The organism is Mesorhizobium sp. B2-7-1, from assembly GCF_006440735.1.
Lineage (GTDB): Bacteria > Pseudomonadota > Alphaproteobacteria > Rhizobiales > Rhizobiaceae > Mesorhizobium.
In genome coordinates, this window is the sequence record NZ_VFUA01000065.1 from 1 (window position 1) to 16,853 (window position 16,853).

Below are 16,853 nucleotides of genomic sequence, written 5' to 3' on the forward strand. Positions count from 1 at the left end.
CGACGTCATCCGTTTCGGGGTTGCCGCCGAACCGTACGCACCATTCTCGGTCAAGGATGCCAGCGGTAAATGGCAGGGCTGGGAGATCGACTTGATGAATGCCGTCTGCACTGAGATGAAGGCGAAGTGCGAGATCGTCGACATCGCCTGGGATGGCATCATCCCCGCCCTGCTGGCCAAGAAGTTCGACGTGATCTGGAGTTCCATGTCGATCACGGACAAGCGCAAGGAGGTGATCGATTTCACCGACAAGTACTATTATTCGCCCAACGTCCTTGTCGGCGCCAAAGCCGACAAGCGGCAGTTCGATGTGACCAAGCCGGACACGTTCAAGGGTGTCGCCGTCGCGGCGCAAAGTGCGAGCCTGCAGGCGACCTACATGCAGGACAAGTTCAACGGTATAGCCGAAGTGAAGGTCTATCCGACACTCGACGATGAAATCGCCGACATCCAGGCCGGGCGCGTGGATCTGATGGCAGCAGCGGGAATCCAGATCCAGGATTTCCTGAAGAAGCCGGAGGGCCAGGCCTATGAAATCAAGGTGACGCTGCCGCACGAAAAGATGTTTGACTAATCCGACGGCGGTGGCGTGCGCAAGGAAGATACTGCTCTCAGGGACCGCCTCAACGCCGCGCTCAAAGCTGTAAAGGCCAGTGGCGAGTACGACACGATCACCAAGCGGTATTTCGACTTCGATATCTACGGCGATTGATCGTCCGGTTCATGCCTGGTGCCGGCCCTTCCATCACGGCCGGCACCATCGATATTGAACTGGAGTTCGCGCTATGAACCCGACAGCATCTTGGCTGACCCTGCTCAGCTTCGGAGACCAGGGCTGGGGCGACGAATTGCTGTTCGGAGCCTGCCTGAGCCTTGGAATCGCGATGAGCGCCTATCTGGTCGGCATGGTGCTCGGCCTCGTCGGCGCCGTGGCCAAGATCTCAAAGAACCGCTTGGCTGGCGCAACGGCTGGTGCATATACGACGATCATCCGGTCCGTCCCTGACATCCTCATAATTTTTCTCATCTACTATAGCGCGACCGACGCGCTGCGTTGGGTCGTGAGCTTTACGGGATTAACTTCGCAATTTCAGCTCAACGGATTTGTCGCCGCGACGCTGTCGCTAGGCGTCGTGCAGGGGGGCTACAGCACCGAGGTCCTGCGTGGTGCGATCGTCGCTATCCCGAAAGGACAGATCGAGGCGGCCCATGCACTTGGCCTGACACGCCGCCAGACATTTTTCCTGGTGACATTACCGCAGATGGTCCCCCTGGCGCTTCCAGGCCTCGGCAATTTATGGCTTGTCGTTCTCAAGGAAAGCTCGCTGGTCAGCCTCATCGGGTTCACGGAGCTTGTCCTGGCGGGCAAAATGGCTGCCGGCGCAACGCACGATTACTTCGTCTTCTATTGCGCGATCGCCTTCGTCTTCCTCGTAATGTCCGGCGTATCGGCGTTGCTTTTTCAGAGCTTGGAAGCCGCCACCGCCAATCCAGGAAGGCGAAAATAGCGTGACAGAGTTCGAGGGATATCTCGCCAGCCAACTCCTGACAGGCATTCAGACAACCATCGTTCTGTTTGCCGGCTGCGCGGTGATCGGCAATCTGCTTGCGATCCCGATCGCCCTGGCTCGTCTGTCCAGCAGTCGATGGGTGCGCTATCCAGCGGATGCCTTCGCCCTGGCATTTCGGGGCACTCCGCTGCTGGTCCAGCTTTACCTCTGCTACTACGGCGTTGGCCAGATTCTCTCCGGAATCCCTGCCATACGATACAGCGTGATGTGGCCCCTTTTGCGAGGTGCCTCCTGCTATGCGTTTTTCGTGCTGTCCCTGAACACGGCGGCTTACTGCAGCGAAATTTGGAAAGGCGCGATACGGTCAATCCCGGAGGGACAGCGCGAGGCCGGCCAGTCGCTTGGCCTGTCGAAAACACGGATCATGATTTCCGTGCTGCTCCCTCAGGCTTTCAGATTGGCGCTGCCGGCGATCGGCGGCCAGAATATCCTGCTGTTGAAGGGCACCGCGCTGGCCTCGACGATCACCGTCTTCGAATTGATGGGAGCCGCGAACCTCGTTCGTGCCCAGACTTTCAGGGTTTATGAGCCTCTATTTGCCGCAGCGCTGGGGTATTTTCTGCTGGCGGTACTCGTGACGACCGGCTTCGGATTCTTCGAGAGGCGGCTTGCTCGGCGCTATTGATTGGCTCCTCGATCCTGGATCGCCAGTGCCTTCGCGGTGCCTTGTTTGGCGAGGGCTTACGCGCTCCCACTTCAGTTTCAGGACAGACCGCTGCGGTCGGCTTGGAAGTCGTCCGCGATGACAAGAACGTGAAGGACCTGCGCGGCTTCTTCACGATCGAAGCGTGGTCGAGCCAACAGCATCCATGGTATCGGGCAATCAACGTCACCGTGGCGAGTTTGGACGAGCGAGGTTGATTTTGCCGGCGTTGGCGCAGCCACCGCCTGGCTTTTCACAGGGGCTAGCCGGACCACGATGCCCTGCAAACGATGGCCATCTTCCGCGGCGATCGCCGCTGCCCTGATACTTACCTTCCAGGCGCTGTTGGGCGGTGCCTGGATGGGGGCGCAGGCCGCAGCCGGACCTCACGACGTGTTCGGCAACGTCCTGTGCACGAGCGATGCCGGTGGCGCGGCCCACCGCTCGTCGCATGAGGGCGGCTATGATTGCGACTGCTGCCTGTCCGGATGCGATCACCTTGCGAAGCCTGCTTCGGCTTTGGCCGGGCAAATCATACAATCCAATTCAAAGGTCGGTTCGGGCTGAGCCACGACCGCCTGAACATAGGGAATCAGAATAATGCGCAAGATCATCCTCTCCGCCGCCTTTGCGGCTATCTCCTCCGTCACGCTTTCAGGTGTCGCTCATGCTCATGCCCATCTCCAGGCGGCGCAACCGCCAATCAACGGCACGGTGAAAGATGCCCCGACCGAACTCGACCTCAAATTCAGCGAAGAACTCAATCTGAAGTTTACCGGCGTGAAGGTCACCGGGCCGGACAAGAAGGAAATCAAGACGGATGGCGACATGCTCATGGACGGCGACAAGACTTTCATGGTCAATCTGCCCGCCGGTCTGGGCGCGGGCGCCTACAAGGTCGAATGGCACGCCCTTTCGCAGGATGGCCACAAGACCCACGGCGACTACAAGTTCACCGTAAAGCCTTGAGCGCGAATGGCGGAGGTGCTTCGGCACTTCCGCCTGCCTCTCCCATGATTGACGCCCCCTCCTCGCGCTGCAGGACTGTCCCATGAGCCCGGATGTGCTGCTTGCGGCATGCCGCTTCTTGCACGACGCCTCGTTGATGGCACTGTGGGGCTCCTTCGCCTATCTTGCGCTGCTCGTGCCGCGATCCGTGGCGAAGCCGATCACGGACAGGCTGACAATCTTTCGCCTTGCAGCGGTCAGCCTGACGCTGCTCACCGCATGCGTAGCACTTCCGTTGCAGGCCGCGATAATCGGCGACGGCTGGGCGGATGGCGTCAACACCCAGGTGCTGGGCGATATCATTGCATCGACCAGCGTCGGCAAAGCATGGCTGGGGCAGTTGTTCGGCGCCAGTGTGCTGGCGATCGCGCAATGCGTTTCGCCCCGCCTCGCGACCAAGGTGACGGCGGCGACGTCAGGCCTGGCGCTGGCCACGCTGGCACTCGGCGGCCATGCCGTTATGCAGGATGGCTGGCAAGGCATCCTGCACCCCCTGAACGATGTGCTGCACGTCCTCTGCGCAGGGGCGTGGTTCGGAGCGCTGCTGCCGTTGCTCCTGGTGCTTGCCAGACTCGGCCAGGCTCCGATTCAGAGGGACGCGACCGCCGCACTTCGCCGATTTTCGACGGTCGGCCACTGGGTGGTTGCGCTGGCGATCCTCACCGGCATCGGCAACGGCCTTTTCATTCTCGGCTGGCCGCCATTGGGCTGGCGTTCGACCTACCAGATGCTGTTGACCGCAAAGATCGCTGTCGTGCTCGTCATGACGGCATTGGCGATCCTTAACCGCTACTGGTTCGTGCCGCGCATCGGCCGCAACCGTGCATCTGCCATCACAGCGATACGAACAGGCACATTGATCGAAATTGGCCTCGGGCTTACCGTCATCCTCCTGGTGTCGATCTTTGGCATGCTCGATCCCAGCGGTTCGGACTGATCTCTTCGGCAAGTTCGTCACGATGACGTGATCCGCCTCTTGTGATTGGAGTTGCCAATTGACCGGCACAATTCACTATGGCGAATTCGCCTGGATGGTTCCTTCGGGATCAAAAGGGAACACGGTGAGGACGATCCTTCCGAATCCGTGGCTGCCCCCGCAACTGTAAGCGGTGAGCCGTTTTCAAAATGCCACTGGCTGCATGGGCCGGGAAGGCGAAAACGGCGGCGAGCCGCGAGCCAGGAGACCTGCCATCATGGACGTCAAAGCAGAACACCGGGCGGGGTGACCCCGGTGCGCGAACCGGCCCGACAGGCCGGCGAGTTCCTGCAATGACAGGTAACGTCAAAGGCAGAAACCATGCTGACCGCACTCTCGAAACTGTTCAATGAAAGTTCGCCTGACCTGAAGGCCAGGCTCATAACCATCTACAGTGTCCTGGCCGTCCTCAATGTCGGCGCCTGGATATGGGCCTTCATCGCCTTCCACGACAAGCCGGCGCTGCTCGGCGTCGCGCTCGTCATTTACGGGCTCGGCCTCCGCCATGCCGTCGATGCCGACCACATCGCCGCGATCGACAATGTCACCCGCAAGCTGATGCAGAACGGCCAACGTCCTGTATCGGTCGGCTTCTTCTTCGCGCTCGGGCATTCTACGATCGTTATCGTGGTGGCCGCAGCAGTCGCCGGTGCGGCCTCCCTCCTTGGCAGCTTTCAGAGTTTCCAGGACATAGGTGGCACGATCAGCACCAGCATTTCCGCGCTGTTCCTGCTCGCCATCGCGGCAATGAACATCGTCATCTTCTTCTCGATCTACAGAAGCTATCGGCGCGTTCGTGCCGGCGGCGCCTATGTCGAGGAGGATCTTGACTTGCTCCTCAACAATCGTGGTTTCCTCGCCCGCATCTTCCGGCCGATGTTCAGGCTGGTGACGCAGAGCTGGCACATGTTTCCGCTCGGCTTCCTCTTCGGGTTGGGCTTCGACACCGCCACCGAGGTCGCGATGTTTGGCGTATCTGCCGCGCAGGCGGCCAAGGGTGTGCCTTTCGAGGCGATCCTGGTGTTTCCGGTTCTATTTGCGGCCGGCATGTCCCTGATCGACACGACCGACGGTGTCATGATGCTGGGCGCCTACGACTGGGCCTTCGTCAAGCCGATCCGCAAGCTCTACTACAACATGACGATTACATTGGTGTCGGTCATTGTCGCCGTGCTGATCGGCGGTATCGAAGCGCTCGGCCTGATCAGCGACAAGCTTGGCCTGACGGGCGGCTTCTGGGACGGCGTCGGCACCCTCAACGACAACTTCAACAATCTGGGTTTCGCCATCATCGGCGTCTTCATCGCCGCATGGGCGATCTCCTATGTCGTTTACAAAGCCAAGGGCCTGGACGACATCGAGATTGCTGCAAGAGAATGATTGCAGTCACGGCTGGCCCAAGTCGGGCCAGCCGTCCGTCGTTACCGGCAGGATCAGATCCCCGCCGGCTGTAGGCCTGCTTCCTTGAACCGCTTGGGCAGCAGGAAATCGACGATGGCGAAGGCGACGATCGCGATGCCGGTCAGCGGGAAAATAACCGAGACCGTAAGTGCGATCACGACGATCGCGACCGGCGCCCTGTAGTTTTTGGGATAGAGCGGCGCGCCGAGGCGCCTGGCGGGCCTACGCTTCCACCACATGGCGACGCCCGAAAGCGCCATGGCGATGACCGAGAGGCAGAAGATCAAGTTGAGCGCCGTATTCCACCAGCCGAGATTGGCCTGATGCAGAGCGATGCCCACCGCCATCGCCTTGCCGGCGAGGCCGTAGTCGGCGAAGCGTACATCGGCCAGGATCTTGCCCGTATATCGGTCGATATGGACGGTGCGATCGCCGAAGGGATCATGCGTATCGGCATCCATGGAATCGGCCGATATCGTGTAGACTCCGCCATCGTCCTGAGGAGCGTTGATGCGGAACTGCTCGGTGAAGCCGTTGGCGCGGGCGTAGGAGGCTACCGTGTCGAGATTGACGGAGCCCATCTGCAGACCGGCGGCCCCCGCCTGCGATCCCGACTTCGGCATCGGGGTCTGCTCGAGCGTCCATGGCACTTCCTTAAGTGCACCGTGATTCATCGAGGCATGGGTCTTGTCGGAGAGCGGAACATTGTCCCACTTCGCCGCCGGGAACGTGCTCCAGGCCTGGACGATCTTGGTGCCCCAGATGCCGGTCCAGGATAGTCCCGAAAGCAGGAAGAAGAACAGAACGACCGAGATATAGAAACCAAGCGAGACGTGCAGGTCCTTCCAGAAAGCCCGTCCGCCCAGCCTGAGGTTAGGCACCAGGGCGCGGCCGAGCGAGCGGCCATTGCGCGGCCACCACATGTAGAGGCCGGTCAGGATCAGCACGATGCCGAGGCCGGCGGCGATCTCGATCAGCCGGTCGCCGACATCGCCCAACAGCAGCGTGCCGTGTATGTGATCCGCCCAATAGAACCATGTGTCGTCCTTGACGATGGCGTCGAGCGCCTTTGGGCCATACGGATCGACCGCCACGACATTGTCCTTGCCATTGCCGTTGACGATGAAGACGGTGGCGCGGTCATCCGCTTTCGGCACCACCATGAGCTTCAAGGACCCTCCGGGGATCGCCGCGATGGCGGCCTGCGACTGCGCTTCGTAGGAAGCGCGTTCTCCATCCGACGCCACATAGTGCTTGGCACCGAGGAAGGTCTCGACCGAGTTGCCGTAGACCATGATCAACCCGGTGCAGGCGAGTACGAGCAGGAACGTGATGACGTAGAGGCCAGCATAAAAATGCCAGCGCCAGATGGCGCGATAAAGCCGGGTGCTGACAAGTGCGTCCGGCTGCGCCGCGAGCGTTGCGGTGGACATGAGCAATCTCTCCAGTATGGCGGCCCGATGGACCGTCGTTGTTTTCAGTTGATGAAGGAGGCGGCCGAGCTCGGGGCGCGGCCGCATTTGTTCAGTCGTGGGCTATGCCGGGCAGCACGTGGTGCACGAGGATGGCTGCCTGGCCGAACAGCCATGCGACAGCGATCGCATCAAACACGCCCAGTCCGTCGCTGCCGAAGTCGAACAGCCATGCGGCGCTTTCCGGAGACCGGATCGAAACGGAGGCGAACACCGCGACGCCGGACAGCGCTCCCGTCAGGAAGGTCAGCCCTGCCTGTATCCACGGATTGGAATTCGCCAGGGGCTCGGGCGTCATGTCGCGGCTCCAATCAGCCGGCGCAGCTTCTGCACCCGCGTCGCCATCTCCTCGCCATAAGCGATCGTGCCCTCGAACTGCCCATCGGCGTCCATCAGGAACATCGTGGCGGTGTGGTCCATGGTGTAATCGCCGTCGTCGGTCGGCACCTTCTTGTAGTAAATGCGGTATTCCCTGCCGATGGAGGTTATCTCGGTCTCGGTGCCGGTGAGCCCGGTGATGTGCTTGTCGAACGACTGCAGGTAACGCGCCATGAACTCTGGCGTATCGCGCGTTGGATCGACGGAAACGAACAGCACCCGAAGCTTGGCTGCGTCAGAACCGAGCATCTTCAGTGCCTCTGTCGTCTCCCACAGCGTGGTAGGGCACACTTCCGGGCAACGCGTGAAACCAAAGACGATAGCGAAAGGCTTGCCGCGCAAATCCGTGTCGGAAAGCCTCGCACCGGTCTGCGTGGTCAGCGTGAACGGACCGCCGACCGGCGAGACGTTCCTCTGCACCAGCTTCGGAAAGACAACCATGCCGATAATTCCAAGCAGCACGAGCGCAAGGCACGCGAGCGCGATGATCGAGCCCAACTGCCTCGCTTGTCGAGCGTTAGCCGCCGTGGTCGTCATGGCCACCTCCCATTGCCTCGACCGAATATTCAATCTCGACCGTGCCCGCTTTCTCGAAGGTCAGCGTGCCCTTGAAGGGCTGGCCCTCTTTAACGGGCTGCTTCAGGTCCATGAACATGATGTGGAATGAGCCCGGCTTGAGCGTGACCTCGCCGCCGGCGGGGATTTCTAGCCCGTCGGCAACCTGCTTCATGGTCATGATCCCATTGGCGTCGACAGACATTTCGTGGACCTGGGTCATGCCCGCGACGTCCCCGGTGGCCGAGACCAGCCGGTCGGTCGAATTGCCGTGGTTCTTGAGCGTCAGGTAGCCGGCCGCGACCTTGGCGCCTTCGGGCGTGGCCTGTGACCAGGGATGGACGATCTCGATGTCGCCGGCCTTGAACTCATGCGCCCACAACGGATGGGTCATGGCGAAAAGCAGAGCCAGGGTGAAGACGGCAAGACCAAGTCTTTCCTCGAAAGAACGGAACCGGCTCAGCAGATGGACGAACGTCGACGCTCGCGTGAAAGCGCGTTGACTTCCTTGCATTGGAAGACTCCCGATGACGGCCATGCCGTTTTCAGGCAGCGGGCCGCGCATTTTTGACGATTGGATGGAACGCCTCCTGCGTTTCGGCAGGCGGCCTTGTTCGATCAGCTCGTCAGCGGGGGAGCACGTGGATTTCCAGGTCGATAGCCCTGCTCGTGCAGGTCGATCGCCGCATGATGGGCGAACGCCAGGCGCAAGGTGATGGAAGGCCCTGTCTCGATCTGACCGACATTGGCGGGAGCCGCAATGCCGGGCCAGAACATGGAGCAGGCGAAGGTACAGCAGGACGGTACCTTGGAGTGGTCTGGCGAACCGGAGCCGCTGGAATTGTCGTGGTCCGGCCCGTTGAGGCAGAGAGGATTGCCGAAGGAATCCAGTTGCGCACCAGCACCAGCCGCGCCGAGCGCGAAGGCGCCGACGACGGATTGGCTGACAAGCACCAGCGCAAGGGCCAATGCCGCCACCAGACGCAATGTCGCGGTGCGTTTGACCACAGACCCCTCCAGTTCACGCTTGCTAACACCCCTCATCGGTAAGGAGAAGACGATTTTCCGATCCGCGACGATTTGGATGCGGAGGCTCGACCGCGATACCACCGCTCCTCAAAGCGCCGCCATGACGGGACGACTTGTTCGCAGCCCGAGCGCCGTTTCCAACGCGTGTCCGACTCTCAAGACCGTGTCGTCCTCGAAATGCCTGCCGATGATCTGGATCGATGTCGGCAGTCCGGCCGCGGTAAAGCCGTTGCACAGGGCAAGAGCCGGACCTCCGGTGAGGTTGAATGGCCGCGTCAAGGATAGTTCCGCTTTCCCGAGCGGCGTGTTTTCGTAGCCCAGTGTCTGAGCTGGTTTCTTGTTCGTCGGCAATACCAGGACATCCACGTCCCGCATGATCTCACCCAGTTCGGCCGTCAGACAAACCTGCCGCCGCCGCGCCCGGATGTAATCCGCGGCCATGACATCGCTGCCGTCCTGCAGCCGCGAGCGGCTCACCGGATGGAACCTGTCGGGGTAGGCGTCCAGTTCCTCGCGGTGCTCGGCATATTCTTCCGGCCAAGAAATGTTGCGTGCGACTGCGGAATACGCATCGAACTCAGCCAGCCGGACCGTGGATAGCCGGGCACCCAGCTTTTCGAATGTGATGAGGGAGCCTTCCATCGCATCGAGAACGTCATCGTCGATGTCGGTGGCGTCCTCGTAGAAATGCCTGACGACCCCTATTCGCAGTCTGCGGATTCCGTCGGAAAGGGTCGAGATGTCCGGCCTCCTGAAGCCTTTGATCTCGGTGTCCTGCGGGTCTGACGATACCATCTGCGAGATCATCAAGGCGCAATCCTCGACCGTCCAAGCGATGGGACCTACGCAATCCATCGACGGCGAGAGAGGCAGCACGCCGCGTGTGCTGACGAGTCCGTTCGTGGGCTTCAGTCCCGCGACGCCGCACCAGGCGGCAGGGTCGCGAATGGACCCCGCCGTTTCGGTGCCGATCGAGCCCGCGCACAGGCCGGCGGCTGCAGCGACGGCCGAGCCGCTGGATGAGGATGATGGATCGAGATCAAGGCTCCAGGGATTGCGCACCGGTGGCCATCCAAGGTCGAACTGCGTTCCGCTGACCGCGTATTCGGCTGTCGCCTGCTTTCCGAGAATGATTGCGCCGGCGCCCTTCAAAGCGTCGACGACACCGGCATCTTGCGCGGCAATGCAGTTGCGCCGGTGTTCGGCCTGCGCCGTCGTCGGCAGACCCGCGACGTCGATCAGGTCTTTTATGCCGATCGGGATGCCGTGAAGAGGGCCAAGCCATTCTCCACCAAGGATGCTGCTTTCCGCTTCCGCGGCATCCTGTAGCGCTCGCTGCTCACGCACACAATTGAAGCTGTGAAGGCTCCGGTCGAGCCTCGCAATCCGCTCCAGATATCGCCTCGTCAATTCGACTGGGGACAACGCCTTCGCCCGGATCAGCCGGGAGAGGTCAGCAAGGCTCAGCAGGCCAATATCACCCATGGCTGGCCGCTTGCATGGGATGGTCGGCCGCCACGAGCATGTCGAGACGATTGAAAAACCGGTCGATATCAGCCCAAAGTTCCGCCTCGTCCTCCAGCCCGACGCTGAGCCGCAGGATAACATCGGCTCCATGCCACCGTGTCGCGCTGCGGAAACGGTCGACCGACATCGGAGCCGCCAGGCTGCGGGTTCCGCCCCATGACGCCCCGATTGCAAACAGCTGCATAGCATCGAGAGCCGCACCGACATGCGCGGAAGCACCTTGAGTGAAACTAACGCTGAAGACGCCGCTGGAGCCCAGGAAATCACGCTTCCAGATAGGATGGCCAGGATAGCTTTCCAAAGCGGGATGAAGCACCCGATCGACCAGCGAATGTCCGGCAATCCTGCGGGCGAAGTCGAGCGCCACTTTCTCGGAATGGCGCAAGCGCACACCAAGCGTCTCGAAGCCGCGAAGTACCAGGGAGGCGTCGTCAGGCGAGACACCGATGCCCATGCGACCGACCAGCGAGCGCACGGGTTGGATCAACGTGTCATGCTTCACGGTAATGGAGCCCATGAGCACATCGGAATGGCCAGAGACGAATTTCGTCAGCGCCTCCGTGACAATATCGGCGCCATGGAGCAGCGGCTTGAAGTTCAGCGGCGTCGCCCATGTGTTGTCGACGCCGACAAGCGCGCCGTCTTTATGCGCGATCGCCGCGATCCTTGGCAGGTCGAGCACCTCCATCGTCGTCGAACCGGGACTTTCGCACCAGACGATTCGCGTCTTGTCGCGCATCTTTCGCGCGACATCATCCGGCGAGAGCGGGTCGAAGAAATCGACTTCGACACCGAGGCGCCGCAGATCTGTTTCCGCAAGGTCCCGCATCGGAGGATAGGCAGTATCCACGATCAGGACGTGGTCGCCCGCGTTGACGAACGGAAGCACCGCCAACGCATTCGCGGCCTGGCCGGACGGCGCAAGGAAGGTCCAGGCACCGGATTCAAGGCCGGACAGCTTTGCCTCCAGCGTGCGCGTCGTCGGCGTGCCGTAAAGACCGTAGGAATAACCCTGATGTCCGCGCTCGCCCCGAGACGCATAGGCGGCGGCATCCTCGAAAACGATCGTCGAGGCACGATGAACGCCCACGGCCAAAGGATCGAAGCCTTCCGTGGCGACCGTCGGGTTCAAAACACACTGCGTCAGGTCGTTCATCATGTCTCGGTCTTCCCTCGGGAAAGGTGTCGCTTGGCGAGGAGGCTCAATTCCTTCTCGTGCAACCGCGGGCTATGGTTATTCGCTATAGTTATGGATGGAAGGCAGGCCTGATCGTGAACTTGAGGCAGATCGAGGTATTTCGGGTCGTCATGACCAGTGGCACGACCGCCAAGGCGGCGGAGGTGCTGCACGTTTCTCAGCCTGCGGTCAGCAAGATGATCCAGGAACTTGAGCGTTCGCTCGACTTCGATCTTTTTCATCGGATCAAAGGCAGGCTGCAGCCCACTCCCGAAGGACAGCTCTTCTTCCGCGAGGTCGAGCAGGCCTTTCTGGGCCTCACCCATCTGCGAGGCGCCGCCGCACGCATCCGCGACTATGGTTCGGGGGAACTGCGCATCGCCTGCCTTTCGGCGCTTTCCACCAATGTGCTTCCCCGCGCGCTGCGTGCGTTCATGGACCGCAATCCCAACATCGCCGTTACCTTTCAGGCGCGCATGTCGTCGGTGGTGCGCGACCTCGTCGCCTCCGGTCAGTTCGACCTTGGGGTGGTCGCCGACGAGATCGATCGGACAGGAGTCCAGGTACAGGAGTTCGCCCGCTTCCGCGTCGCGATCGCTTTGCCGGAAGGCCACCCGCTCGAGGTGCGCAAAGTGATCCGTCCCGCCGACCTCGTGGATCAGCCCTTTATCGCGCTTGCCCCCGAAGACACGACACGCCGTGAGGCTGAGCAAGCCTTCGAGGCGGCCGGCGTGACTATCCGCACAGTAATAGAAACGCCCTACTCGACGACGATCTGCTCCATGGTGGCGGCGGGCATCGGCCTTGGTCTGGTGAACCCTCTCACGGCCGAACCTTACGTCGGCCACGGACTGACGCTGCGGCCCTTCGAGCCGGCGCTGCATTTCCGTACGCTGTTGATCACGCCGCCCAACCGGCTTCCGTCGCGCATCCTTGAGGAGTTCATTCGCGAGCTGAAGCGGGCGGCTGGATAGATCGCTTTGTGTGATGGCTGCGATCATTCGCGCAGCGCCAATTTGGCCACTTGGGTCAGCCACGATATGGCTGGCCCAAGGATCTCGTCGTTGAATTCGTAGCGCTCGTTGTGCAGTTTGCCGTCCCCGGCTGCCGGGCCATTGCCAATCAGCACATAGGCTCCGGACTTGCCCTCGACCAGGAAAGCGAAATCGTCGCCCCCCATCGCGGGACGGACGTCGCGTGTCACCGGCAGCCCGACCGCCTCGGCCGCAGCCACTGAAAGTGCTGCTTCGGCCGGTGTATCGGCCATGACGCGGCCCGTGGAATTGATTTCGTAGTCGGCCTTCACGCCCCAGGCGGCAGCGGTTCCTTCGATGACTTCCGACATCCGCGCGATGATGGCCTTGCGTACCTCGGCATCGAATGTTCGCAGCGTGCCGATGATCGTCGCCGTCTCCGGCGTCTGATTGCTGACGGTGCCGCCCTGGATCATCGACACGGTCAGGGCGACTGTCTCCAGAGGATCGACATTGCGCGAGACTATAGTGTTAAGAGCCACAATAAGGTGCGCAGCGGCATTGATCGGATCGCGCGTGAGGTGCGGCATGGCCGCGTGACCGGCCAGCCCTTTCAAATCCACCCGCCAGTCACCGCCGGCTGCCATCGATGGCCGGGTGTGGACAGCCACCTTGCCAGCCGGCAAGTCTGGCCAGTTGTGCCATGCAAAAAGCCTTTCCATCGGGAAGCGCTGGAAGAGACCATCCGCGATCATGGCCTTGGCGCCCTGGCCGTTTTCCTCGGCGGGCTGGAACACGAGATTGATCGTGCCGTTCCAGCTGTCGTCGTCCATCAGTGCGGCGGCCGTGCCAAGCAGCGCCGCCGTATGGCCGTCGTGACCGCAAGCATGCATGACGCCGGGATTGCGAGAAGCATGCTGGAAAGTGTTGGCTTCCTTGATCGGCAAAGCGTCCATGTCCGCGCGCAGGCCGACCGACCGGTTCGAGCCTGGACGCCGGATCGTGGCGACGATGCCGTGATTGCCGATGCCGGTCTCATGCTCGATACCAAGGGCTGACAGCTGCTCGGAAACAAAGCTGGCGGTCGAAGCCTCTTGACCGGACAGTTCCGGATGGGCGTGAAGATGACGGCGCCACCCGGCCGCTCGCTCGACGAGTTTTGCATCGATCATGGTCATGACTGCTTTCAAAGGACTTTGGAAAGGAACGCTCTGGTGCGAGGGTTCGTCGGATTGGCGAGGATCTCGCGCGGAGGTCCTTCCTCCACGATCATGCCCTCGTCCATGAAGACAAGGTGATTGCCTGCTTCGCGGGCAAAGCCGATCTCGTGGGTTACGACCACCATGGTCATGCCGCTTCGGGCGAGGTCCTTGATGACGTCGAGGACTTCGCCGACGAGCTCGGGATCGAGGGCCGATGTGGGCTCGTCGAACAGCATGACCTCCGGCTCCATGGCGAGAGCGCGAGCTATCGCGACCCGCTGCTGCTGGCCGCCGGAGAGCTGGCTGGGATAGCGGCCCTCGAAACCCTTCAGACCGACGCGCTGCAGAAGATCCAGCGCCTTCGCCCGTGAGCGCTCCCGCGTCCATCCCTTCACCTGCAGCGGGCCCTCCATGATGTTTTGCAGCGCCGTCATGTGCGGAAACAGATTAAAACGCTGGAAGACCATGCCGGTCCGCCGTCTCTGCGCCGCGACGGTGCCCGTGGCAAGCGGATGGAACCGGCTATCACGCTCGATGAAACCCTGCAGTTCCCCGTTGAGGAAGACCCTGCCGGTCGAAATGCCCTCCAACTGGTTTACGCAGCGCAGCAGTGTCGATTTGCCCGAGCCCGATGGCCCGATTGCGACGCAGACTTCGCCGCGCCGCACGCGAAGGTCGACACCCCTGAGCGCGTGCACCGGGCCATAGAACTTATGGATGTTCTGCATTTCAACGCAGAAGTTGGTATCGATAGCCGCGTCCATCGTCCTACTCCGCCCTTGCGGGATGAACGGAAACGCCCTTGCCGAAATGACGCTCCAGATAGTGCTGGCCAACCATCAGGATGCTGGTGATAGCGAGATACCAGGTACCCGAAACCATCAGCAGCGGGATAGGGAGATAGAGCCTGTTGGCGATGGCGTTGGTTGCGAAAGTCAGGTCGAGCGTGAACGGCACGGCGAGCACTAGCGATGTCATCTTCAGCATGCCGATGGTCTCGTTTCCCGTGGGCGGTATGATGACCCGCATGGCCTGTGGCATGAGGATCCGCCACCAGATCCTGCCAGGTCGCATTCCTATCGCCTGCGCTGCCTCGGTCTGCCCGCGATCGATCGAACCGAAGCCCGATCGGAAAATCTCGGTCAGATAGGCGGAGTCGTTGAAGCCCAGTCCGAGGATCGCAGCCATGGCGGGCGTCACCAGATATCTTGCCTCGATGCCCGCGATTTCCGGCCCGCAAGGGATCGAAAGGGAAAGGCGTGGAAAAAGTACCGCGAACAGGCCCCAGAAGAGCAGCTGCGTGTAGATGGGCGTGCCGCGGAAGAACCACACCCAGGCATAAGCGAGACCGCGCAGGATCGGATTGTCGCTGTCGCGCATGATGACCAGCAACCCTGCGACGACGATCGCCACCGTCATCGCCACCACCGTGATCAGAAGGGTCCAGCCGACGCCTCGGATCACCTGCGGCCAGAACAGATATTTGACGTAGACATCCCAGTGGAAGTTCGGATTCATCGCCACCGCATGCGCGGCCTGAACAGCGATGACCGCGAGTAGCAGCACCGCCAGCCAGCGACCGGGGTGGCGGCGCGGAACCACGACGTTCCGCGCCACCACCGTTCCGGCTATCGAGGCAGGCATGTCTTGGGAGGCAGCTTGCACCGTTGCGACGGCCATCGCATTAGTCCTTTACGGTCGGATTGACTTCCGCTTTGTCGACGATCTCCGAACCCACGCCCCAGGTGTCGAACAGCGCCTTGTAGGTGCCGTCGGCGATGAGTGCGTTGATCGTGTCCGCGACGAGTTGGGTCAGCTCCATGTCGCTTTTCGCGACCGCGATGCCGTTCGGACCGTGCTCGCTCAACGCCCCACCGGGCGCTTTCAAAGTCTCAAGCTGGCCGTTCGACTGCTTGGCTGCATAGCCTATGGTAGAGGAGCCGGAGATCGTCGCATCAGCGCCGCCGGCCGCTACCCGTGTCAAGGCCTCGGTCTGCGTGCCGAAGGGCAATACTTCGACTGCGAGCTTGCCCGCTTTCGTGCAGGCCTCGTTCTCCTCGTTCACGATCTTCTCGTGCCAGGTTCCAGACTGAACTGCGATCTTTCGTCCGCAGAAATCAGCCGGATCGAATTTCGTCGGATCGCCGGCCTTGATGGCCCACAAGCTGCCTGTGTCCGAGTAGCTGACGAAGTTGACCGCCTTCATACGTTCGTTGCTGACCGTGAAGGCCGAGACGCCGAGATCGTACTTGGTGCCGAGTGCCGGCAGGATCGCGTCGAAAGCCGAGGTCTGGAACTCGATCTTGACGCCGAGCTTCGCGGCCAGCGCGTCTGCGATATCGACATCGATGCCTTCGGGCGTCTGCCCATCCTTCTCGCTCAGATACTCCCAGGGCGCATAGGATGTGTCCGAGCCGATCACGATCACTCCGGCTTTCTTGATCTTTTCCGGAAGACGCGCTGCAAGTGCGGGATCTGCCTTGATCCCGGATGTATCGAAATCTTGCGCTGAGGCATTTCCAGTGAAGCCGGAACCGGCCATGGCCGCCAAAACTGCGACCGCCTGCAAGCAGGCGCGTTTGTCAAACATCAACGTTCCCCATTTTTTTTGTGACGGAGAGCGATTCGAGAACTTGCACGACCGCCCTTCAGCAGCTGCAGAATGGGCTTTGAAGCAAATGCCGTCCAATAGAATAATTTCGAAGGTCTATTCCTGCAGGTTATAGATGCACTGTCCAATCATCAATGCGAGCCTGACCAGAGCATCCCGTCAGGAGACCGCCTAAGGTGTATCCGCGCCTGTCGACCTCGGATTGGAGACGTCTGCTTCCCGGCCGTAGACGTTCGGGGTGTGACCAATCACCATGATACGCAAAGCTGCCGTCCGCACCCGATGCCGCCCAATCATAGGGAAACCGGATTTACTGTCCCGCGTTGTCC

General features: G+C 61.3%; 17 protein-coding genes, 1 pseudogene and 1 riboswitch. Of the genes and pseudogenes, 7 read left to right on the plus strand and 11 right to left on the minus strand.

Annotated elements, in window-relative coordinates; genetic code table 11:
• Positions 1 to 7 precede the first annotated feature (7 nt).
• From FJ471_RS22040 to FJ471_RS22070, 6 genes and pseudogenes are all read left to right on the plus strand, one after another.
• A pseudogene (locus FJ471_RS22040) lies at positions 8 to 712 on the plus strand (transporter substrate-binding domain-containing protein).
• 73 nt (positions 713 to 785) lie between these two features.
• Positions 786 to 1,508, plus strand: a complete 723-nt coding sequence (locus tag FJ471_RS22050) for an ABC transporter permease subunit (protein ID WP_140806856.1) — start codon at positions 786 to 788, stop codon at positions 1,506 to 1,508.
• 1 nt (position 1,509) lies between these two features.
• On the plus strand, positions 1,510 to 2,196 hold the full coding sequence (locus FJ471_RS22055; RefSeq protein ID WP_140806857.1) for an ABC transporter permease subunit: 687 nt from the start codon (positions 1,510 to 1,512) through the stop codon (positions 2,194 to 2,196).
• Positions 2,197 to 2,814: 618 nt separating this feature from the next.
• Positions 2,815 to 3,183 (plus strand): copper homeostasis periplasmic binding protein CopC, encoded by a 369-nt coding sequence (gene copC, locus FJ471_RS22060; protein ID WP_181179640.1) that lies wholly within the window; start codon positions 2,815 to 2,817, stop codon positions 3,181 to 3,183.
• A gap of 82 nt (positions 3,184 to 3,265) precedes the next feature.
• The gene (gene copD / locus FJ471_RS22065) at positions 3,266 to 4,159 is read left to right on the plus strand and encodes a copper homeostasis membrane protein CopD (RefSeq protein ID WP_140806859.1); all 894 of its coding nucleotides are present in this window, start codon (positions 3,266 to 3,268) and stop codon (positions 4,157 to 4,159) included.
• A gap of 78 nt (positions 4,160 to 4,237) precedes the next feature.
• Positions 4,238 to 4,430, plus strand: a riboswitch (cobalamin riboswitch).
• An 89-nt stretch (positions 4,431 to 4,519) separates the two neighbouring features.
• Positions 4,520 to 5,578: a HoxN/HupN/NixA family nickel/cobalt transporter gene (locus FJ471_RS22070; RefSeq protein WP_140806860.1), complete on the plus strand. Its 1,059-nt coding sequence runs from the start codon at positions 4,520 to 4,522 to the stop codon at positions 5,576 to 5,578.
• A 53-nt stretch (positions 5,579 to 5,631) separates the two neighbouring features.
• Here the strand turns inward: FJ471_RS22070 and FJ471_RS22075 are convergent, their stop codons facing one another.
• The 7 genes from FJ471_RS22075 to FJ471_RS22105 form a co-directional block, all read right to left on the minus strand.
• Positions 5,632 to 7,032, minus strand: a complete 1,401-nt coding sequence (locus FJ471_RS22075; protein ID WP_140806861.1) for a PepSY domain-containing protein — start codon at positions 7,030 to 7,032, stop codon at positions 5,632 to 5,634.
• A gap of 91 nt (positions 7,033 to 7,123) precedes the next feature.
• Positions 7,124 to 7,369 carry a hypothetical protein gene (locus tag FJ471_RS22080; protein WP_140806862.1) on the minus strand — a complete coding sequence of 82 codons (246 nt, stop codon included), beginning with the start codon at positions 7,367 to 7,369 and terminating at the stop codon, positions 7,124 to 7,126.
• Entirely contained in the window at positions 7,366 to 7,986 is a 621-nt protein-coding gene (locus FJ471_RS22085) for an SCO family protein (RefSeq protein ID WP_140806863.1), read from the minus strand. Before FJ471_RS22085 ends, FJ471_RS22080 begins: the two co-directional genes overlap by 4 nt.
• Positions 7,967 to 8,569 (minus strand): copper chaperone PCu(A)C, encoded by a 603-nt coding sequence (locus FJ471_RS22090; RefSeq protein ID WP_246684789.1) that lies wholly within the window; start codon positions 8,567 to 8,569, stop codon positions 7,967 to 7,969. Before FJ471_RS22090 ends, FJ471_RS22085 begins: the two co-directional genes overlap by 20 nt.
• A gap of 53 nt (positions 8,570 to 8,622) precedes the next feature.
• Positions 8,623 to 9,012, minus strand: a complete 390-nt coding sequence (locus FJ471_RS22095; protein ID WP_140806865.1) for a hypothetical protein — start codon at positions 9,010 to 9,012, stop codon at positions 8,623 to 8,625.
• Positions 9,013 to 9,120: 108 nt separating this feature from the next.
• Positions 9,121 to 10,518: an amidase gene (locus tag FJ471_RS22100; RefSeq protein WP_181179642.1), complete on the minus strand. Its 1,398-nt coding sequence runs from the start codon at positions 10,516 to 10,518 to the stop codon at positions 9,121 to 9,123.
• Entirely contained in the window at positions 10,511 to 11,716 is a 1,206-nt protein-coding gene (locus FJ471_RS22105) for a PLP-dependent transferase (RefSeq protein ID WP_140806882.1), read from the minus strand. Before FJ471_RS22105 ends, FJ471_RS22100 begins: the two co-directional genes overlap by 8 nt.
• A gap of 116 nt (positions 11,717 to 11,832) precedes the next feature.
• Here FJ471_RS22105 and FJ471_RS22110 point away from each other — a divergent pair, with 116 nt between their 5' ends.
• Positions 11,833 to 12,711 (plus strand): LysR substrate-binding domain-containing protein, encoded by an 879-nt coding sequence (locus FJ471_RS22110; protein WP_140806867.1) that lies wholly within the window; start codon positions 11,833 to 11,835, stop codon positions 12,709 to 12,711.
• 23 nt (positions 12,712 to 12,734) lie between these two features.
• Here FJ471_RS22110 and FJ471_RS22115 read toward each other — a convergent pair whose 3' ends face one another.
• The 4 genes from FJ471_RS22115 to FJ471_RS22130 are packed head-to-tail and all read right to left on the minus strand — an operon-like array spanning position 12,735 to position 16,503.
• Positions 12,735 to 13,889: an amidohydrolase gene (locus FJ471_RS22115; RefSeq protein ID WP_246684790.1), complete on the minus strand. Its 1,155-nt coding sequence runs from the start codon at positions 13,887 to 13,889 to the stop codon at positions 12,735 to 12,737.
• Between the two features lie 8 nt (positions 13,890 to 13,897).
• Positions 13,898 to 14,677, minus strand: a complete 780-nt coding sequence (locus FJ471_RS22120; RefSeq protein WP_140806868.1) for an amino acid ABC transporter ATP-binding protein — start codon at positions 14,675 to 14,677, stop codon at positions 13,898 to 13,900.
• 4 nt (positions 14,678 to 14,681) lie between these two features.
• Positions 14,682 to 15,593 (minus strand): amino acid ABC transporter permease, encoded by a 912-nt coding sequence (locus FJ471_RS22125; protein ID WP_210242047.1) that lies wholly within the window; start codon positions 15,591 to 15,593, stop codon positions 14,682 to 14,684.
• Positions 15,594 to 15,597: 4 nt separating this feature from the next.
• Positions 15,598 to 16,503: an ABC transporter substrate-binding protein gene (locus FJ471_RS22130; protein ID WP_140806869.1), complete on the minus strand. Its 906-nt coding sequence runs from the start codon at positions 16,501 to 16,503 to the stop codon at positions 15,598 to 15,600.
• Positions 16,504 to 16,853 lie beyond the last annotated feature (350 nt).